This window comes from Flavobacterium bernardetii, from assembly GCF_011305415.1.
Taxonomy (GTDB): Bacteria; Bacteroidota; Bacteroidia; order Flavobacteriales; family Flavobacteriaceae; genus Flavobacterium; species Flavobacterium bernardetii.
The window spans coordinates 225,054-243,896 of record NZ_JAANOQ010000001.1; the positions used below are offsets into that span (position 1 = coordinate 225,054).

Annotated in this window: 21 protein-coding genes and 2 riboswitches; of the genes, 17 read left to right on the forward strand and 4 right to left on the reverse strand. The window is 31.4% G+C overall.

Translation table 11 applies throughout. The features are described 5' to 3' along the window. Positions 1-70: 70 nt before the first annotated feature. From G6N05_RS01065 to G6N05_RS01075, 3 genes are all read right to left on the reverse strand, one after another. Positions 71-481: a GxxExxY protein gene (locus tag G6N05_RS01065; RefSeq protein ID WP_166124716.1), complete on the reverse strand. Its 411-nt coding sequence runs from the start codon at positions 479-481 to the stop codon at positions 71-73. An 88-nt stretch (positions 482-569) separates the two neighbouring features. After that, positions 570-1,598 (reverse strand): iron ABC transporter permease, encoded by a 1,029-nt coding sequence (locus G6N05_RS01070; protein ID WP_166124717.1) that lies wholly within the window; start codon positions 1,596-1,598, stop codon positions 570-572. Then, the gene (locus tag G6N05_RS01075; protein WP_166124718.1) at positions 1,599-2,729 is read right to left on the reverse strand and encodes an ABC transporter substrate-binding protein; all 1,131 of its coding nucleotides are present in this window, start codon (positions 2,727-2,729) and stop codon (positions 1,599-1,601) included. It lies immediately after the preceding gene. Positions 2,730-2,805: 76 nt separating this feature from the next. On the opposite strand from G6N05_RS01075, the gene G6N05_RS15745 reads away from it, so the two are divergent. The 6 genes from G6N05_RS15745 (at position 2,806) to cobC (ending at position 7,594) form a co-directional block, all read left to right on the forward strand. Then, positions 2,806-3,189, forward strand: a complete 384-nt coding sequence (locus G6N05_RS15745) for a DUF5522 domain-containing protein (protein WP_166124719.1) — start codon at positions 2,806-2,808, stop codon at positions 3,187-3,189. Positions 3,190-3,311: 122 nt separating this feature from the next. Continuing rightward, entirely contained in the window at positions 3,312-3,818 is a 507-nt protein-coding gene (locus G6N05_RS01085) for a bifunctional adenosylcobinamide kinase/adenosylcobinamide-phosphate guanylyltransferase (protein ID WP_166124720.1), read from the forward strand. Position 3,819: 1 nt separating this feature from the next. After that, on the forward strand, positions 3,820-4,470 hold the full coding sequence (locus G6N05_RS01090; protein WP_166124721.1) for a Dph6-related ATP pyrophosphatase: 651 nt from the start codon (positions 3,820-3,822) through the stop codon (positions 4,468-4,470). Positions 4,471-4,475: 5 nt separating this feature from the next. Further along, a complete protein-coding gene (gene cobT, locus G6N05_RS01095; RefSeq protein ID WP_166124722.1) occupies positions 4,476-6,155 on the forward strand; it encodes a nicotinate-nucleotide--dimethylbenzimidazole phosphoribosyltransferase in 1,680 nt (559 codons plus the stop codon). Positions 6,156-6,293: 138 nt separating this feature from the next. After that, positions 6,294-7,088 (forward strand): adenosylcobinamide-GDP ribazoletransferase, encoded by a 795-nt coding sequence (locus G6N05_RS01100; RefSeq protein WP_166124723.1) that lies wholly within the window; start codon positions 6,294-6,296, stop codon positions 7,086-7,088. Further along, complete coding sequence (gene cobC / locus G6N05_RS01105; RefSeq protein ID WP_166124724.1) at positions 7,073-7,594, forward strand: alpha-ribazole phosphatase family protein; 522 nt, start codon at positions 7,073-7,075, stop codon at positions 7,592-7,594. Before G6N05_RS01100 ends, cobC begins: the two co-directional genes overlap by 16 nt. On the opposite strand, the gene G6N05_RS01110 is transcribed toward cobC, so the two are convergent. Beyond that, positions 7,584-8,426 (reverse strand): T9SS type A sorting domain-containing protein, encoded by an 843-nt coding sequence (locus G6N05_RS01110; protein WP_166124725.1) that lies wholly within the window; start codon positions 8,424-8,426, stop codon positions 7,584-7,586. The genes cobC and G6N05_RS01110 overlap by 11 nt on opposite strands. Before the next feature lie 77 nt (positions 8,427-8,503). Next, a riboswitch (TPP riboswitch) is annotated at positions 8,504-8,601 on the forward strand. Positions 8,602-8,672: 71 nt separating this feature from the next. Here G6N05_RS01110 and thiS point away from each other — a divergent pair. From thiS to G6N05_RS01165, 11 genes are all read left to right on the forward strand, one after another. Continuing rightward, a complete protein-coding gene (gene thiS, locus G6N05_RS01115) occupies positions 8,673-8,879 on the forward strand; it encodes a sulfur carrier protein ThiS (protein ID WP_166124726.1) in 207 nt (68 codons plus the stop codon). Between the two features lie 16 nt (positions 8,880-8,895). Beyond that, a complete protein-coding gene (thiC, locus tag G6N05_RS01120; RefSeq protein WP_166124727.1) occupies positions 8,896-10,716 on the forward strand; it encodes a phosphomethylpyrimidine synthase ThiC in 1,821 nt (606 codons plus the stop codon). Beyond that, a complete protein-coding gene (locus G6N05_RS01125; protein ID WP_166124728.1) occupies positions 10,716-11,303 on the forward strand; it encodes a thiamine phosphate synthase in 588 nt (195 codons plus the stop codon). The genes thiC and G6N05_RS01125 overlap by 1 nt, the downstream gene beginning before the upstream one ends. Continuing rightward, positions 11,276-12,028 (forward strand): hydroxymethylpyrimidine/phosphomethylpyrimidine kinase, encoded by a 753-nt coding sequence (locus G6N05_RS01130; protein ID WP_166124729.1) that lies wholly within the window; start codon positions 11,276-11,278, stop codon positions 12,026-12,028. Before G6N05_RS01125 ends, G6N05_RS01130 begins: the two co-directional genes overlap by 28 nt. Next, on the forward strand, positions 12,021-12,641 hold the full coding sequence (locus G6N05_RS01135; protein ID WP_166124730.1) for a thiamine phosphate synthase: 621 nt from the start codon (positions 12,021-12,023) through the stop codon (positions 12,639-12,641). The genes G6N05_RS01130 and G6N05_RS01135 overlap by 8 nt, the downstream gene beginning before the upstream one ends. Beyond that, positions 12,629-13,399: a thiazole synthase gene (locus G6N05_RS01140; protein ID WP_166124731.1), complete on the forward strand. Its 771-nt coding sequence runs from the start codon at positions 12,629-12,631 to the stop codon at positions 13,397-13,399. The genes G6N05_RS01135 and G6N05_RS01140 overlap by 13 nt, the downstream gene beginning before the upstream one ends. Beyond that, the gene (thiH, locus tag G6N05_RS01145) at positions 13,399-14,517 is read left to right on the forward strand and encodes a 2-iminoacetate synthase ThiH (RefSeq protein ID WP_166124732.1); all 1,119 of its coding nucleotides are present in this window, start codon (positions 13,399-13,401) and stop codon (positions 14,515-14,517) included. The genes G6N05_RS01140 and thiH overlap by 1 nt, the downstream gene beginning before the upstream one ends. A gap of 113 nt (positions 14,518-14,630) precedes the next feature. Continuing rightward, on the forward strand, positions 14,631-15,341 hold the full coding sequence (locus G6N05_RS01150; RefSeq protein ID WP_166124733.1) for a HesA/MoeB/ThiF family protein: 711 nt from the start codon (positions 14,631-14,633) through the stop codon (positions 15,339-15,341). A gap of 44 nt (positions 15,342-15,385) precedes the next feature. Beyond that, positions 15,386-15,595, forward strand: a riboswitch (cobalamin riboswitch). 74 nt (positions 15,596-15,669) lie between these two features. After that, the gene (locus tag G6N05_RS01155) at positions 15,670-17,586 is read left to right on the forward strand and encodes a TonB-dependent receptor plug domain-containing protein (RefSeq protein WP_166124734.1); all 1,917 of its coding nucleotides are present in this window, start codon (positions 15,670-15,672) and stop codon (positions 17,584-17,586) included. A 146-nt stretch (positions 17,587-17,732) separates the two neighbouring features. Next, a complete protein-coding gene (locus G6N05_RS01160; RefSeq protein ID WP_166124735.1) occupies positions 17,733-18,251 on the forward strand; it encodes a DUF4252 domain-containing protein in 519 nt (172 codons plus the stop codon). 6 nt (positions 18,252-18,257) lie between these two features. Further along, complete coding sequence (locus tag G6N05_RS01165) at positions 18,258-18,794, forward strand: DUF4252 domain-containing protein (protein ID WP_166124736.1); 537 nt, start codon at positions 18,258-18,260, stop codon at positions 18,792-18,794. The last annotated feature ends 49 nt before the right edge of the window (positions 18,795-18,843 follow it).

Here is an 18,843-nt window from a genome sequence, read left to right on the forward strand (position 1 = left end):
TTGAACCACATAGGCACATAGTTATATTGAGGTTAAAGGAAGGCGCTCCGCTTTAAATAATAAACATAAGCTATTTTGGTATGTTTTTAAAATGTTCGTTAACCAAAGTTTTTTGACCTTCACGAAAAATATTATTACTATGAAAATTTAATATTAGTCCTTTTGGAACGGATAATAATTTCATATAAGTTAATAATTGTGCATCGTGTATTGGTAAAATTTCATTTACAGCTTTTAATTCTACTATAACCAGATCTTCTATAAATAAATCACATTTAAAATCAAAGTCTAAATCAACTCCTTTATAATTAATTGGAACTTTAAATTCTGATTTGAAATTTATCTTTCTTATTTTTAATTCTTCAATCATGCATTTGTGATACACACTTTCTAATAAACCTTTACCAAGAATTTTATGAACTTCTATTGCTGCTCCAATTATTTCATACGTTAATTGATTAATAGAATTTTGTGTTATCATATTTATTTTTCTATGTTTATTATTTTAAGCGAAGCGCTTTTATTTATTAAATAAATCTATGTGCCTATGTGGTTAAAAATAATTAAATTTATCTAATTCCCTTTTTTCTAATAATTAACCAAATCACAACCGGTGCGCCTAAAATAGAAGTAATCGCATTAATTGGAATAGTGAAATCTTGATTGGGCATTTGCGAAATCGTATCACAAACTAACATCGTTATTCCGCCTAAAAGCAACGTCGCTACAAAAAGTGTTTTATGCTGACTCGTTTGAAAAATCAACTTCGCCATATGCGGAATCGCTAATCCAACAAAAGCAATTGGACCCACAAATGCGGTAATTGTTCCAGCTAAAATACTAGTAGCTATAATGCTGATATTTCGTGTTCTTTTGATTGAGATTCCTAAACTTCTCGCGTAATTTTCACCTAATAATAAACCATCTAAAGGTTTGATAATCGTAAAGCTTAAAAGTAAACCAATTAAAACTACGATAGCTAATAAGTACACTTGATTTTGGTTTAAATTACCTAAACTTCCTAAAGTCCAAAAGGTGAATTTTTGTAATTGTTCTGCACTCGAAAAAGAAGTTAACACATTGATAATTGCACTCGTTAAACTGCTAAACATCAATCCGACAATCAAAATAGACATGGTGTCTTTTAATTTTGAAGCTACGAAGAAAACCAATAATAAAACTAAAAAACTTCCGAAGAAAGCACCAATTAAGATTCCGTAATCATTGACTAGAAAATCTGCTACAAAAGTGGGCAATAAGAAAGAACCCATAATCACAATGGCAACGCCTAAACTTGCGCCAGAACTCAAACCTAAAACATAAGGTCCAGCTAATGGATTTCTAAAAAGTGTTTGCATGATTAACCCAGAAATGCTTAGTCCAACTCCAGTTAAAATCGCAACAATTGCTTTTGGAAATCTATACTCTAAAACGATATACGTCCAAGTTTGCTTTTCATGAGATTGATGGATTAAAATTTCGCACACATCTCCTAACGGAATTAATACGTTTCCTAAAGCTAAATTCGCTAGAAAAGCTAAAATAAGAATGGTAAACAATCCAATAAATAGCGAGCTGTTTTTGAAAGTTTTTTGCATTTATTTGATTTTTGTAGCAAAGGTAAATTCGTAATTTTCCATCAATTCTGGATGTAAAATTTTAATAAAATCTTTCAACACTAAGTCAGGACGAGAGGGACTTTGTTCGTAATAAATTACACCACCTGTTTTTCCTTTCTTAACTTCAAAACTATATACTTCTCCTTTTTTAAAGGCATCGAAAGCAGCATAATTTGGGTTGGTAGTTTTCATGTTATTTAAAGAACTGAAACTGCTTGTTATCCATTTATCTGCGGAGTGAGCGGTTTCTAAAACTTTTTCAAAACCTAAAGGCGTACTTCCGGTTCCTTCTGTTTGTTTCCATAAATAATCGCCTTTTGCCTCTTTCATATAATACGCCAACCAACTATTTCCATTCGGCACAAACCATTGATCTTGATACAACGAACCTAAAAAGATAGAAGGTTGTTTCTTTGTATTTTGAACTAAAGCTAGGGTTTCATTATAATTTTTTTCAATCGAATTAAAAATATCATTGGCTTCTTTTTCTTTTCCGAATAAAGCGCCGTATAATTTGATCCATTCTGCTTTTCCAAGTGGGGTTTGTTCCATCCAATCCGCTTGAATGACAATTTTGATTCCGTTTCGTTCTAAGTTTTTTAAGGTCGGATTTACATTATCGACACAAAAAGAAACTAAAACATCCGGATTTAATTCTATGATTTTTTCAATATTTAAACTCTCGTTCTGACCCACATTAGCAATCTTTTTTTGCTCAATTAACGCTCTTGTTTTTTCTGACGAAATGTAATCGGTATGAGGAAATCCAATTAATTTTTCTTCAACTCCTAATTGCTCTAAAAATGGAATGATAGTCGTAGAAGTAACTATAGAATTTTTTAGAGGAACGTCAATAACTGGAAATTTTGAATAAGTACTTGGGATTTTACTATTATTTTTTCTTAAAACATAAGTAAACGTTTCTTTAGCATTCGGCCAAGGATTTGAAACTTTTACGATTGTAAAATCATCACCTTCTTCAATAGATAAACTTTTAGCATACTTGATGTTGTTTTTCGAAAGTTCAATTTCATTTGTAGAAGTTTCTTTCTTACAATTAAATAGGAATAAGGATAAAAAGGTAAAAATAAATAAGTAAAAGCGATTCATTGTTGTTGTTTTTGCAAATGTATAAAAAAAATGAGGGTTTAATTTTTGAAATTCGTAAAAATACTATCTTTACGAAGTGAATACAATTAGACAAAAATACTGCTCCGTTTGTGAATCTCCATTTGGTTGTGGAAATGAATCGGAAGTAAAAAAATGTTGGTGTAATGATTTACCACCTATATTTACTTTAGATGGCATTTCTGACTGTTTATGTCCGCCGTGTTTAAAAGATGCTACTGTTGCAAAAATTGAGGAATATATTGAAACAATTACTCCTGAAAACGCGAAAGATAACAAAGCGAAAGATTTACCTAACACCACTCATTTCATTGAAAATATTGATTATTATATCGAAAATGAAAAGTATGTTTTAACAAAATGGTTTCATTTAAAAAGAGGAACGTGTTGCGAAAATGGTTGTCGTCATTGTCCATATGGTTTTGTAAAAAGTAAAAAGTAAAAAGTAAAAAGTAAAAAGTAAAAAGTAAAAAGTAATTTCATTATTAAAATTGAATTTTGCCATTGCCATTGTGATTGCCATTGAATTTTGAAATTGTTATTGCCATTGATATTTAAAAAATTATGATATATTTAATTACTGGTGGAGAACGTTCTGGAAAAAGTAGTTATGCTCAAAATGTAGCATTGGAACTTTCTGCAACCCCAATGTATGTGGCTACAGCCCGAAAATGGGATGGTGATTTTCAGAAAAGAATCGACAGACATCAAAGTGAAAGAGACGAAAATTGGACTAATATTGAAGAAGAAAAAAACTTGTCTCAAATTGATTTTAAAGGAAGAGTGGCCATTATAGATTGTGTGACTTTATGGTTAACCAACTTTTTTGTAGATACGAAAAATGATGTAGAACTTTCTTTAGCATTAGCTAAAGCTGAAATTGAAAAGTTAGCTTTAATGGAAGATACAACCATCTTAATCATCACAAACGAAATCGGAATGGGCGTTCATGCAGAAACCCATATCGGTAGAAAATTTGTTGAATTACAAGGTTGGGTCAATCAGTTTATTGCTAAAAAAGCAGATAAAGTGACTTTTATGGTTTCTGGTTTACCGATGCAAGTCAAATAAGATGCGAGTACTAAGTTCTTGGAGCGGTGGAAAAGACAGTTGTTTCGCCTTAATGAAAGCAGCTGAACAAGGTTTAAAGCCAACCGTTTTACTAAACATGATGAATGAAAACGGAAAAGTTTCGCGTTCACACGGTATTCCATTTTCTGTATTAGAACAACAAGCTAAACAAATTGGTGTGCCTTTAGTAGCAGTTCCGGCATCTTGGAATGACTATGAGAAAAATTATATTGCAATTTTGCACGATATAAAAAAACAATACGAAATTGAAGGTGTTGTTTTTGGTGATATAGATTTAGAACCGCATCGTGAATGGGAAGAAAAAGTTTGTAATGCGGCTGAACTAAAAGCGTTCTTACCATTATGGCAACAAGATAGAATAGATTTGGTTTTTCAAATGATTGATGCTGGAATTGAAACGATGATAGTTTCCTGTAATTTAGAAATGGGCGAAGCATATTTAGGTAAAATCATAACCAAAGAATTAGCACTCGATTTACAACAAAAAGGAATTGATGCTTGTGGAGAAAATGGAGAATATCATACGTTAGTGATCAATTGTCCTTTGTTCAAAGAGAAAATTAATTTACCAAAATATCACAAACAAACGTATGAAAAGTACTGTTTTATCGTTTGGCAAGAAAATAAATAAATTTAATGAAGTCATTATACGATATAATTTCCGAACGAAGAGATACACGCCATTTTACAAATGATGAAGTTCCTGCTGAAGTGTTGGAAAAAGCATTAGAAGCCGGACACAAAGCACCATCCGTAGGATTAACTGATGCGACTAGATATTATATCATTGAATCTGAAGAAATTAAAAAGCAAGTCAAAGAATTATTTACTTCATATCATAAAAAATCAGCCAATCAAACCGATTCTGAAAATCAAAAAAAATCATATTTAGAATTAAAGTTAGAAGCGATTGAAGAAGCACCAATCGGATTAGTGATTGCTTACGACCGTTCGGTTTTAGATAAATTTACTATTGGAACTGTTGGAAGTAATGAATCTGTAAAATTTAGTTCGGTTTGTGCGGCTCAAAATATTTGGTTGTCGTTGACCGAACAAGGTTATTCTATGGGTTGGGTTTCGATTATCAATTACCATCATTTTAAAAAGTTATTAAATTTACCCGATTATATTGAGCCTTTGGGTTATTTCTGTATCGGAAAACCAGCAACAGATTACGGAAAACAACCGATGTTACAACAATTAGATTGGAAACAAAAATTGGATAAACCAATCGTTACTAAAATTGAAAATTTCACACCAGTTAATCATTTAGAATTAGAGAATTTTGCGGTTTTACATTCGCATTCTTCTGTTTTAAAAGATCAATTGAATGATAAGATTAATCAGAAGACAAAACCTTTAGGTTCATTAGGCGTTTTAGAGAAATTGGCGTTACAAATTGGTTTAGTATTTCAAACAGAAACGCCAAAAATTGTAAATCCAACGATTGTTGTTTTTGCTGCTGATCACGGAATTGCTAATCACGGTGTAAGTGCTTATCCGCAAGAAGTAACGCGACAAATGGTAGAAAATTTCTTAAAAGGTGGCGCGGCAATTTCAGTATTTTGTAAACAAAACAATATCGATTTAAAGATTGTTGACGCAGGTGTTAATTACGATTTTCCAACGAATACTCCAATCATGAATAAGAAAATTGCAAAAGGAACGCAATCCTTTCTAACTACTTCAGCAATGAGTAGCAATGAAATGAATTTATGTTTTCAATATGGTGCCGAAGTGGTAAATGAAATTCATCAAAACGGAAGTAATTGCATTGGTTTTGGAGAAATGGGTATCGGAAATACTTCTACAGCTTCAGTTTTAATGAGTGTGTTAACCAAGATACCAATTGAAGATTGTGTAGGAAAAGGAACTGGAGTTGTAGATGAAAAATTAAAAAACAAAATTGAGATTTTATCAAAAGCGATTTCTAATTTTGAAGAAGAAGCGAATTGGGGAAATTTAGTTCAATATTTTGGTGGTTTTGAAATTTTGCAAATGGCAGGAGGAATGTTGCAAGCCTATCAAAATAAGATGCTAATTTTAGTGGATGGCTTTATTTCTACGGTTGCGTTTTTAATTGCTTATCAAAAGAATCCAGCAATCAAACAAAATGCTATTTTTTCACATTGTTCAGAAGAAAAAGCACACATCGATTTGCTAAATTATTTACAAGTAGAACCTATTTTATCTTTAAATATGAGATTAGGTGAGGGAAGTGGTTGTGCAGTTGCATTTCCTGTTATTCAATCTTCGCTAACTTTTTTAAACGAAATGACAACTTTTGAAAGTGCCGGAATAAGTAATAAAGAGTGACTTCGAGAACCTCAGTCACCGGTTGGCTGAGGCTCTCGAAGCCAAGTAAAAAGTTAAAAGAGTCAAGTAAAAAGTAAAAGAAATACTTTGCGAGCCTTGCGAAAAACTTTGCGTTCTTTGCGGTTAAATATAAAAAACATGAAAAAACAATTAGATATATTTTTTACAGCCTTAATGTTTTACACAAGAATTCCTTGTCCGAAAAACATCACACACGATCCAACTTATTTAAACAAAGCCACCAGGTATTTTCCTTTAATTGGATGGATTGTTGGAGGAATTGGAGCTATATTTTTTGCCATTTCTTATAAAATATTTTCTTTAGAACTAGCGATTCTTTTTAGTTTGATAGCTAATATTTTAACAACAGGCGCGTTTCACGAAGATGGTTTCGCAGATGTTTGTGACGGTTTTGGTGGCGGTTGGACGAAAGAAAAAATCCTAAAAATCATGAAAGACAGCGCCATTGGTGCCTATGGTGCGATTGGTTTGGTGTTGTTATTTGCGATTAAGTTTTTCGCGATTAAAGAAGTTATTGATACTGATAGTAACTATTATATTGTAATTACCGAGTGTGCTTTCTTATTTGTAATGGTTCACGCGTTAAGCAGATTAACTGCCATATCCATTATTTTCACCACAGAATATGTACGAGAAGATGAATTGTCCAAAAGTAAACCCATCGCAAAACAAAACACTTGGAAAGAAATTGTTGGTGCTTTTGTTTTTGGGTTAGCTCCTTTGTTGTTTCTTACTTTTTTTAACTGGAAATATATTTTAATCTTAATTCCTTTATGTGTTTTACGTTTTTTCTTAATTCGTTATTTTAAAAAATGGATTGGCGGCTATACTGGAGATTGCTTAGGAGCCACACAGCAATTAGCTGAGGTAATTATCTATTTATCAATTATTGCACTATGGAAATTTATTTAGTTCGTCATACGGAAACTATTTGTGAAAAAGGGATTTGTTACGGTCAAGCCGATATGGACATAAAAGAACCATATTTAGATGTTTTTGAAGAAATAAAAGCACAACTTCCTACTGATGCTATTGTGTATTCGAGTCCTTTGATGAGATGTAAAAAAATGGCTGAATTTATTTCAAACGAAAGTACTTTCGATAAACGTTTGATGGAAATGAATTTCGGCAATTGGGAATTACAACCTTGGAATGACATTTCGCAAGAAGAAATTCAATCTTGGATGGATAATTTTGTTACCGTAAGTGTTCCTAATGGCGAATCATTTGAAGATTTACATGAACGTGTAGGTGAATTTTATTCCGAATTACTTCATAAAAAAGAAGCTAAAGTCATAATTATTTGTCATGCTGGCAGTATAAGAAGTATTTTATCTCACTATCATAAAACCAATCTTATAGATGCTTTTTCGTTATATTCTATTAAATATGGAGAAGTAATAAAACTTAGTTTTTAATTATTTTATGAGTTGACTTAGAGCTGTCATCATAGTTTAGTTGAAGAAAATATATTCCATTATTTAATTGTGAAATCGAATTTTCAAATTCAGTTTTACTTTGAGAATTAATTATCATTTTCCCAGAAATATCAATTACTTCATAATTTGAAATTGTTTTAACAGATTCTATTTTTAATTCATTTTGAAATGGATTCGGATAAATTGAAGTTGCTTTGTTTTCAAATGTTTCGTTGTTTAAAACCAACTGACTGGTTACGTATTCTGTATTTATAATTCCAGTTACATAAGACTCTAATTCAGTTTTTAAATTGTTTAAATTGCAATCATTACATTTAATAAAATATCTGTCTTGCATAGAATATGCATTATTCATTAAATAAACATTATGATTTTGAAATATTGAATTTAAGGGACTATCATTTGTTTCAATTATTCCATTATTTGGATTTATACTTGTTATAAAATTATTATTTATAAATCTTACAATCAATGTATTATTGAAATAATAATATTCCGAAATACCCGCACTTTGAATTACGCTGTTATAATTAATTAAATCTTGTTTTAAATTTTGTAAGTTACAGTTTCCGCAATCAATTGCCATATAATGTAAATTGTCTGCAGCATTTATTCCTTTATCTGCATAAGTCATAACATTATGGTTTAGTAATATTGCATTTAATCCAGCATCATTAGAGTTTGCTCCATAAATACCTGCCATAGAATTATAAAATGGTGTACCAATATTATCATTCACTAACTTTAGTTCAATCGATTGTTGTGCAAATCCCACAAATGAACTCAATAATAATAGTATAAATTTTTTCATAATAATTTACGTGCTTAAATTCTTACGTAAAGATAAGGAAATAATTTCAGAATGTTAATAATTTTATTAATATATTTGCAATGCTTTAGGGGTGTTTGCGAATTAGCAAGCTGAGATTTTACCCTCTGAACCTGATCTAGATCATACTAGCGTAGGGAAAAGTAAATGACTTCTTTCTGTATAAGTGTATTTCATACGCACTTTTTTGAGTAGCCATTCCTAAAGCTTTTTTTAAAAATTTAGGTAATGGAATTAAAAATCAACAATCAATTAAAAAGCTTCGAACAAGAAACTATTTCTGTTCAAGAACTTTTGGATTTAGAACGTCCAAACAAACAAAATGGTATTGCCATTGGTGTTAACGGCTCTATTGTTTCCAAAATTCATTGGGAAAACACTTTCCTATTTCCTTCAGACGATATTCTAATCATTACTGCAACTCAAGGCGGTTAACTAATCTATATATAAAATGCAAGAAGAAAAAATTTCAACAAAACCTTTTCCAAATTCGAGAAAAGTGTACCTCGATGGGGAAATTCATCCGATAAAAGTTGCGATGCGAGAAATCGTATTGTCAGATACTAAATTAGCAAATGGTAATGTAGAACACAATCCACCCGTAACAGTTTATGATACTTCCGGACCGTTTACAGATATTGATATTAAAGTTGATGTGCGAAAAGGTATTCCAAGAATTCGTGAAGAATGGATTTTAGACAGAAATGATGTAGAAATTCTAGACGAAATCACTTCCGAATATGGTAAGCAACGTTTATACGATGAAAAATTGAATCACTTACGATTTGAATACCAACATAAGCCAAAACGGGCGAAAGAAGGTCAAAACGTAACACAATTGTATTACGCAAAACAAGGAATAATCACTCCAGAAATGGAATATATCGCCATTCGTGAAAACCAACGCATCGAGCAATTAGAAAATCAAACGAAAGCGATGCAATGCCAACATGCAGGAAATAGTTTTGGTGCGAATACGCCGAAAAGTAAAATTACACCAGAATTTGTTCGTAACGAAGTAGCATGTGGTAGAGCAGTAATTCCAAATAATATCAACCATCCAGAAAGTGAACCGATGATTATTGGTAGAAATTTTTTAGTGAAGATTAATGCCAACATCGGAAACAGCGCCGTGACTTCAAGTATTGATGAAGAGGTAGAAAAAGCAGTTTGGGCTTGCCGTTGGGGAGCTGATACGATTATGGATTTATCAACTGGTAAAAATATTCACGAAACTAGAGAATGGATTATTCGTAATTCGCCAGTGCCAATCGGAACAGTGCCCATTTATCAAGCGTTAGAAAAAGTAAAAGGTGTAGCCGAAGATTTAACTTGGGAAATTTTCCGCGACACAATAATTGAACAAGCGGAACAAGGTGTTTCTTATTTTACGATTCATGCTGGTGTACTTTTAAGATACATTCATTTAACCGCAAATCGTGTAACCGGAATTGTTTCTCGAGGTGGTTCTATCATGGCAAAATGGTGTTTGTTTCATCATCAAGAAAATTTTTTATACACACATTTTGAGGAAATCTGCGAAATTCTAAAAAAATATGATGTCGCTTTTTCATTAGGTGACGGACTACGTCCAGGTTCTATCGCCGACGCGAATGATGCCGCACAATTTGCAGAATTAGAAACATTAGGTGAACTAACAAAAATCGCTTGGAAACATGATGTGCAAGTCTTTATTGAAGGTCCAGGTCACGTGCCAATGCACATGATTAAGGAAAATATGGAGAAACAGTTGGAACATTGTGATGAAGCTCCTTTTTATACTTTAGGACCATTAACCACTGATATCGCGCCAGGTTATGATCACATTACTTCAGCAATTGGAGCTGCCATGATTGGTTGGTACGGATGTGCCATGTTGTGTTATGTAACGCCAAAAGAACATTTGGGATTACCCAATAAAAAAGACGTGAAAGATGGTGTAATCACTTATAAAATTGCGGCTCATGCTGCCGATTTAGCTAAAGGGCATCCAGGATCACAATATAGAGATAATGCTTTGAGTAAAGCACGTTTCGAATTCCGTTGGGAAGATCAATTTAATTTAGCACTCGACCCAGATACAGCAAGAGAATTTCACGATGAAACCTTACCTGCTGATGGTGCGAAAGTCGCGCATTTTTGTTCGATGTGTGGACCGAAATTCTGTTCGATGAAAATCTCTCAAGAAATTAGAGATTCCGCTGCCGCAGAAGAAGGTATGAAAGCCAAATCGGAAGAGTTTGTAGAAAACGGTAAAGAAATTTATTCATAATGATTGTCATCACTAATCCTTTTTCAATCGAAAATGAATTTCAAATACTTCATCAATTGTTTGAAGAAGGATTAGCATTATTACATGTTAGAAAACCAACGTATTCCGAAAAGGAGATGAGAAGTTTTCTTACTAATATTGATGAAAATTATCGTTCTCGAATTGTGTTACACAAGTATCATAAACTGGCGGAAGAATTTCAAATCAATCGAATTCATTTTTATGAGAAAGAGCAAGTTAATCCTGCAAGGTTTCAAAAACCTTGTAGGTATGTTTTCTCAACATCAACACATAATATGACAATATTTAATGATTTAAAAACCGAATTTTATTCTGCTTTTTTGAGTCCTGTTTTCCCAAGTATTTCGAAACCAAATTATAAGTCAGATGAAAATCTTTTAGAAACAATAAGTAAAAGAACCAATTTTAATACAAAGTTAGTAGCACTTGGAGGAATAAATGAAAATAACATCAAAATCGCTTTAGATTCTGGTTTTGATGATGTAGCGCTTTTAGGATGTATTTGGTTAAACGATAATCCAATTCAAAAATTTAAAAAATGTCAGAAAATCGTCCATTCGTATTAACCATTGCAGGATTTGATCCTTCAGCTGGAGCTGGAATTTTAGCGGATATTAAAACGTTTGAACAATTGAAAACGTACGGAATTGCTATTCCAACAGCTTACACCATTCAAACGGAAAATCAGTTTATAGAAATGGAATGGGTTGCTATTGAAAAAGTAGTATTTCAAATTGAATTGTTCCTGAAAGCATATAAAATTAAAGCCATCAAAATCGGAATTGTTTCTTGTTTGTCGGATTTGAAATTTATCATTCAAAAAATTAGAAGTATAGATTCAAAAGTTCCAATAATTTGGGACACTGTTTTAAAATCGACAACCGAATTCTCTTTTTTAGAAATAGAAAACCGGCAAGATTTACAATTTATTTTACAAGCAATTCAATTAATTACACCAAATAATGATGAGGTTTTAAAATTAATTCCGAGTGCCATTTCAGTGGAAGAAAATCTGAATTATTTAAGAAATCATACTGCAGTTTTATGGAAAGGCGGACATAAAAAGGAAGCAAAAGGAACAGATATTCTTCTTACCAAGAATACAGAAATTAGTATACATCCAACTTTAAATAATTGTTCAGAGAAACATGGATCTGGTTGTGTGTTGTCTTCGGCAATTACAGCTTATTTGAGCTTAGGTGAAAACTTAGAAGAAGCTTGTAGAAAAGCAAAATTATATACAGAAAAAATATTACAATCCAATTTATCAAAATTAGCGTATCATGCTTGAAAAAATTCAATACATCTCGCAAGGAGATTCACCTGAACAACAATTAGCCAATATTAGTAAGGCTTTAGACGCTGGCTGCAAATGGATTCAGTTACGCTATAAAAACAAAGCCATAGAAGAAGTACAAACGCTTGCTAAAATGGTACAAAAAATTTGTAGAGCGTATGACGCCACATTCATAATTAATGACCATGTGCAAGTGGCTAGTGAAATTAATGCAGATGGAGTGCATTTAGGTTTAGATGATATTTCTGTTATGGAAGCAAGAATATTATTAAAAGACAAAATCATTGGCGGAACTGCAAATTCATTAAAAGATGTTTTACAAAGAGTGAATGAAAAATGCGATTACATCGGATTAGGCCCCTTTCGATTTACAACAACTAAAGAAAAATTAAGTCCAGTCTTAGGAATTGAAGGCTATCAAGAAATTTTAAAGGAAGTAAAAAATAGAAATATTGACATCCCAATTTATGCTATTGGCGGAATTGAAATAGAAGATGTTGAAAAATTAGAGCAAGCGGGTGTGTATGGAGTAGCAGTATCTGGTTTAATTACACATCATAAAAACCCAGAAATTTTATTTAAACCCAAAGAAATATGCAACCATTAAAAATAGGAAATACCACGTTCAACTCGCGTTTGTTTTTAGGAACTGGAAAATTTGGTTCGAATGTAGAAATGGGAAAAGCGATTTTAGCTTCGGAAAGTGAATTGGTAACAGTTGCTTTGAAACGAGTCGATTTTGAAACAGAAACGGATGCGATTTTATCAAATCTCCCAAATAATATTAAGCTATTACCAAATACTTCTGGTGCGAGAAATGCTAAAGAAGCAGTTTTTGCTGCTCAATTAGCCAGAGAAGCTATGGAAACAAATTTCATAAAATTAGAAATTCATCCCGATCCAAAGTATTTAATGCCTGATCCAATCGAAACCTTAAAAGCAACAGAAGAATTAGCAAAACTAGGTTTTATTGTATTACCATACATTCACGCCGATCCCGTTTTGTGTAAGCTTTTAGAAGAAGTTGGAACTGCAGCTGTTATGCCATTAGGTGCGCCAATTGGAAGCAATAAGGGCTTAAAAACCATCGATTTTTTAGAAATTATTATCGAACAAAGTAAGGTTCCTGTAATTATTGATGCAGGTTTAGGTGCGCCATCTGATGCAGCAAAAGCCATGGAATTAGGTGCTGATGCGGTGTTAGTAAACACGGCAATTGCAGTTGCTGGAAATCCAGTTTTAATGGCGCAAGCTTTTAAAGAAGCTGTAATTGCTGGGCGACATGCCTTTGAAGCTCAATTAGCACAACCGATGAAATTTGCAGTGGCTTCAAGTCCGTTAACAGCCTTTTTAAATGATTTATAATGAATACTTTTAAAGCTGTTTTTGAACACTATAATTGGAAGGAAATCCAAACTAAAATCTATCAAACGACCACAATTGATGTGGAAAGAGCGTTAGCTAAATCAAAGAAAAGTTTGGAAGATTTCATAGTTTTAATTTCACCAGCCGCCCAACCTTATTTGGAAGAAATGGCACAAATGAGTCATTATTTAACGAAAAAGAGATTTGGAAAAACGATTCAAATGTATGCGCCGTTGTATTTAAGTAACGAATGTCAGAACATTTGTACCTATTGTGGTTTTAGTTTAGATAATAAAATAAAGCGCATTACTTTAAAAGATTCAGAAATTTTACTAGAAGTGGCTGAACTCAAAAAAATGGGGTTTGATCATGTTTTATTAGTAACAGGCGAAGCGAATTATACCGTTAATATCAATTATTTTTTAAATGCGATTGACTTAATTAAGAAGGATTTTTCTAATATTTCTGTTGAGGTGCAACCTTTGTCAACGGAAGAATATTCACAATTACATGAAGCGGGTGTGTATTCGGTTTTAGTCTATCAAGAAACGTATCATCAAGAAGTGTACAAAAAGTATCATCCAAAAGGAAAAAAATCAAATTTCGATTTCCGATTAGAAACACCAGACCGAGTGGCAAGGGCTGGAATTCATAAAATAGGTTTAGGGGTTTTGTTGGGTTTAGAAGATTGGCGAACCGATAGTTTTTTCAATGCTTTGCATATTGATTATCTTCAGAAAATGTATTGGAAGAGTAAATATTCGGTTTCTTTTCCAAGATTGCGACCAGCAGAAGGAGTAGAACAACCTAATTTTATTATGGACGACAAAGATTTATTACAACTAATTTGTGCGTACAGAATTTGGAATGAAGATTTAGAAATTTCCATTTCGACTCGTGAAAACGAAAAATTCAGAAATAATATTATTCCGATTGGAGTGACAAGCATGAGTGCCGCTTCTAAAACAAATCCTGGAGGTTATGTAGTGAATGTAGAATCTTTAGAACAGTTTGAAATTAGTGATGATAGAAGCGTTGATGAAATCGCAAATCTGATTAAAAATGCTGGTTATGAACCGGTTTGGAAAGATTGGGATTTGGCTTTTTCTTCAAAATAAAGTAAATAATTGGAGATAGTATAAAAACAAGATTGCAAAATAAATTCTTTGCGACTCTGCGTCTTTGCGTGAAACTTTAATCACTTAGTATATCTTCAATAAACAAAAATAAAATGATAGAAATTCAAGATTTTTTAAGATATAGTAAACAAATACAATTGCCTGAAATTGGCGAATCAGGTCAACTAAAAATCAAACAAGCTCGCGTTTTAGTAATCGGTGCTGGTGGTTTGGGTTGTCCGGTTTTACAATATTTAGCGGTAGTTGGAGTTGGAAATATTGGTATTGTAGATTTTGATAAAGTGGAAGTACACAACTTGCATCGTCAAATTTTATATACTGAAAATCATGTTGGGCAATTAAAAGCATCGACTGCAAAAACAATTTTAGAAAACTTAAATCCGAATATCAATATTCAATCTTTTAAAGAAAAATTGACTTTAGAAAATGCAAAAGAAATCATCACGAATTTCGATTTGGTAGTCGATGGAACGGATAATTTCACCACCCGTTATATTATCAACGATACTTGTGTGTTACTTAATAAACCATTGATTTATGGCAGTATTTTTAAATTTGAAGGACAAATTGCTGTTTTCAATCACAAAAATTCTAAAAATTTAAGAGATATTTTTCCAGAACCACCGAATCCTGAAGATGTTCCAAATTGTTCATTAAATGGGGTTTTAGGAACTTTGCCTGGAATAATTGGAACGCTAATGGCACAAGAAACCTTAAAACTTATTTTGGAGTTACCTACTTTAAAAAATGAACTATTACTCTTTGATACTTTGAATTTTAATTTCACGAAATTGAAATTTTAATCATAAAAATTAATTAATATTTTGATTTGATTAGATAATTCGTATTTTTGTTCTCGAATTATGGTTGATTTTTACACTTTTCGTAAAATTCATTAAAAGGGAATCAGGTGAAATACCTGAGCTGTACCCGCAACTGTATGCTAATTAGGTTATTGTTACTACAAATCCACTGAGTTTGTTGAATTTTTTCAGCATCTTGGGAAGGAAAACAATAATACGCAAGCCAGGAGACCTGCCTCAATTCATTGTATCAAGCTTTCGGGAGAAAAAGTTTGGGTATGGGTAATTCTATGCTTTTTTCCTATTTTTTAAAATTTAAAAATTAAAGATGAAAACAAATTTCATTAAACTTGCCACGTTTTTAACGTTGGTAACTTCTTTTGCAATCGCACAAGAACAAGATTCTACAAAAACTATTGAAGAAGTAGTAATTTCTGATACTAAGTTTGCTCAAAGCAAGGAAAAGTCTGGAAAAATCATTGATATTGTTTCTGCAAAAGACTTAGAAGCAAGAAAAGGACAATCTGCTGCACAAATTTTAAATCAAGTTGCAGGTATTGAAATTAACGGAAGTAATAGTTCTGCGGGAAAAAATTTAGAATATTATATCAGAGGAGGAAGAAGTCGTCAAGTATTAATTCTTATCGATGGTATTCCAGTTAATGACGCTTCAAGTATTACCACTGTTTACGATTTGAGATTGTTACCAGTTGAACAAATTGAACAAATTGAAATTTTAAAAGGATCTTCAAGTGTTTTATATGGTTCAGGTGCTGCAACTAGCGTAATTAATATTACAACTAAAAAAGCAAAAAAAGACGGAATTACAGGTAATGCTTATTTTAATATTGGAACACAAAACACTACTGAAAAAACTAATTTATACGGACAAGAACTTAATCAAGGTTTTGGTATAAATGGAAGCTCAGGAAAATTTAATTTTAATACATCGCTAAATAGTACTGAAGCTAATGGAATTAGTGAAGCACAAGGTGTGAATTTTGAGCGTGATAAGTTTTCAAGAATCAGCTTAAATCAAAAAATTGGATATAAATTTTCTAATAAATTTAATTTAGAAGCTTTTGCCAATTATGATAAATTTATTTCTAATTATGATTTAGCAGCCTTCAAAGATTCGGATTTAAATAAATATGCTTCAGAACAATTAAGATTTGGAATTAAGCCACAATATAAATACAAAAAAGGTGAAATTTATTTAAATGCTGCTTTTGCAAATTTAGAACGTAATTATGAGTCTTTTAATACTTGGACTTTAACTTTAGATGAATCGTATTACAAATCAAGAACAGTTAACGCAGATTTAGTAAATAAATTAGATTTAGCAAAACAGGTTTATTTAATTACTGGTGTTCAATCTCAATTTATGGATTATTATCAATCTGGTGCATGGGGTGAAGTAAATAATAAGATAACAAAATTTAGTATTGTAGATCCTTATGTTACGGCTGTTTATAATAGTTCTTTCGGATTAAATGTAAATACTGGTGCGCGTTTAAATATGCATAGTCAATATGGTAATAATGTAGTTTATAACATAAATCCATCTTTCAATATTCAAAAAATTAATTTAAGAATTTTATCTTCTTATAGTACTGCATATATTACGCCTTCGTTATATCAATTATATTCTGCTTATGGTAATTTAGATTTAAAACCTGAAGAAGATAAAACAGCCGAATTTGGTTTTGAAAAAGCTTTTTTAAATAAAAAAATTATTCTTAATGCAGTTGGGTTTTATAGAGAAGAAAAAAATAAAATCGATTTTATCAATTTAAGTCTTCCACCTTGGGGACAATATAGAAATATTGTGGATAAAATTAATGCTAAAGGAGTAGAGGTTAATTTTACTTATTTACCTGTTGATAAAATTAAATTATCTACAAATTACACATTTACTCAAGTTGAAAATAGTTTTACTTTTTTACAATTAATTCCTAAACATAAATTCAATGCAGGTGTTGATTATCAAATTACTAAAAGATTAAATTGTTCTGCTCAATACCAATATACAGATCATAAAGCAGATTTGATTTATAATCCTTCAAGAACGGAAGTTGAGTTAAAATCATTCCAAACATTAAATTCGAATATATCATTTAAAGTAGATAAATATTTATCTTTATTTGCTGGAGTAACAAATTTATTTGATGTAGATTTTGTTGAAAAAGCTGGTTATTCTACAAGAGGAAGAAACTTTAAAGTAGGATTAAATTTCAATTTCTAATTTATTAATTGAAAATTAAAGTTATGTTGCTAAAAGGGTTTAGGGTGTTTTACTTTAAATCCTTTTTTTATGTAACAAAATGTCTAAAGTATTGTCTTATATTTGGAATAGAATTTGATATACTATAAATATAAAATTATTTAAAAATGAAAAAAATTATCGTTTACGTAGCATTGTTAGTTTCATCTTTGGCGTTTTCTCAAAATGCTTTTGATAAATTAGAAGATAAAGAAGGTGTAGAAAGCATTGTAGTTTCGAAAAAAATGTTCGAAATGATGAGCAAAGTGAAAGTTGATGCAAAAGACAAAGAAATGCAACAATATATGAACTTGCTTAAAAAATTAGACAATTTACAAGCGGTTTATACGTCGCAACCAAAATTGAGTGGTGATTTAAATGGAGCTGTAGCGACTTATTTAAAAGGAAATCCGTTAGAAGCTATTTCTACTACTACTCAAGAAGGAAATGTAATTAAAATTTATGGTAAAACGGATACGAATCAAGCAAATGTTAAAGAAGTTTTAGTTGTGGTAAATGGAAATTTCAACGGTGTGAAAACTTCTGTTTTATCTATTAAAGGTGATTTTCCATTAAGCGAGATTGCTTTAATCGTAAAGAAATTAAACATTCCTGGAGCAGATATTTTAAGTAAAATTTCAAAATAAAACATCATGAAAAAATTAATTGGTATTGCTTTAGTTGTAGTAATGATGAGTTGTAAAGACGATGAACCTTCTTTGCAAAAATACTTTGTAAAAAGTGGCGAGAAAAAGGAGTTTATGTCTATGGATATTTCTTCATCGATTTTAAATGTGAACGAAAGTAAATTATCAGCTTCTGAGAAAAAAGCTTTGGCTTCTTTTGATAAAGTAAATGTATTAGCTTTCAAAAAAGACGATAAAAACAACGCGCAGTATTCAAAAGAAATCAAAGAAGTAAAAGAGATTTTAAAAGATACGACTTTTCAACCTTTGATTAAATTAAATGGAGTAGGGCATAACGCTTCTATTATGTTAGTTGGCGATAATAAAGAAATTGACGAATTGGTTTTATTCGGAAATCAGAAAGATTTAGGTTTTACTGTAATTCGTGTTTTAGGTGATAACATGAAGCCGGAAGATGCAATGCAGTTTTTCAGCATCTTACAAAAATCAAATATCGATATGGAACAACTTAAACCTATTTTGAATTTCGTAAATAAGAAATAGCAATAAAAAAGTTTGCGTAAGCAAATACCAAAATAAAAGCTATTCATAT

Excerpts from the sequence above, each read along its gene's own strand:
- G6N05_RS01065 (WP_166124716.1), bottom strand. The coding sequence starts at position 481 with ATGATAACACAAAATTCTATTAATCAATTAACGTATGAAATAATTGGA.
- G6N05_RS01070 (WP_166124717.1), bottom strand. The coding sequence starts at position 1,598 with ATGCAAAAAACTTTCAAAAACAGCTCGCTATTTATTGGATTGTTTACC.
- G6N05_RS01075 (WP_166124718.1), bottom strand. The coding sequence starts at position 2,729 with ATGAATCGCTTTTACTTATTTATTTTTACCTTTTTATCCTTATTCCTA.
- G6N05_RS01085 (WP_166124720.1), top strand. The coding sequence starts at position 3,312 with ATGATATATTTAATTACTGGTGGAGAACGTTCTGGAAAAAGTAGTTAT.
- G6N05_RS01090 (WP_166124721.1), top strand. The coding sequence starts at position 3,820 with ATGCGAGTACTAAGTTCTTGGAGCGGTGGAAAAGACAGTTGTTTCGCC.
- cobT (WP_166124722.1), top strand. The coding sequence starts at position 4,476 with ATGAAGTCATTATACGATATAATTTCCGAACGAAGAGATACACGCCAT.
- G6N05_RS01100 (WP_166124723.1), top strand. The coding sequence starts at position 6,294 with ATGAAAAAACAATTAGATATATTTTTTACAGCCTTAATGTTTTACACA.
- cobC (WP_166124724.1), top strand. The coding sequence starts at position 7,073 with ATGGAAATTTATTTAGTTCGTCATACGGAAACTATTTGTGAAAAAGGG.
- G6N05_RS01110 (WP_166124725.1), bottom strand. The coding sequence starts at position 8,426 with ATGAAAAAATTTATACTATTATTATTGAGTTCATTTGTGGGATTTGCA.
- thiS (WP_166124726.1), top strand. The coding sequence starts at position 8,673 with ATGGAATTAAAAATCAACAATCAATTAAAAAGCTTCGAACAAGAAACT.
- thiC (WP_166124727.1), top strand. The coding sequence starts at position 8,896 with ATGCAAGAAGAAAAAATTTCAACAAAACCTTTTCCAAATTCGAGAAAA.
- G6N05_RS01125 (WP_166124728.1), top strand. The coding sequence starts at position 10,716 with ATGATTGTCATCACTAATCCTTTTTCAATCGAAAATGAATTTCAAATA.
- G6N05_RS01130 (WP_166124729.1), top strand. The coding sequence starts at position 11,276 with ATGTCAGAAAATCGTCCATTCGTATTAACCATTGCAGGATTTGATCCT.
- G6N05_RS01135 (WP_166124730.1), top strand. The coding sequence starts at position 12,021 with ATGCTTGAAAAAATTCAATACATCTCGCAAGGAGATTCACCTGAACAA.
- G6N05_RS01140 (WP_166124731.1), top strand. The coding sequence starts at position 12,629 with ATGCAACCATTAAAAATAGGAAATACCACGTTCAACTCGCGTTTGTTT.
- thiH (WP_166124732.1), top strand. The coding sequence starts at position 13,399 with ATGAATACTTTTAAAGCTGTTTTTGAACACTATAATTGGAAGGAAATC.
- G6N05_RS01150 (WP_166124733.1), top strand. The coding sequence starts at position 14,631 with ATGATAGAAATTCAAGATTTTTTAAGATATAGTAAACAAATACAATTG.
- G6N05_RS01155 (WP_166124734.1), top strand. The coding sequence starts at position 15,670 with ATGAAAACAAATTTCATTAAACTTGCCACGTTTTTAACGTTGGTAACT.
- G6N05_RS01160 (WP_166124735.1), top strand. The coding sequence starts at position 17,733 with ATGAAAAAAATTATCGTTTACGTAGCATTGTTAGTTTCATCTTTGGCG.
- G6N05_RS01165 (WP_166124736.1), top strand. The coding sequence starts at position 18,258 with ATGAAAAAATTAATTGGTATTGCTTTAGTTGTAGTAATGATGAGTTGT.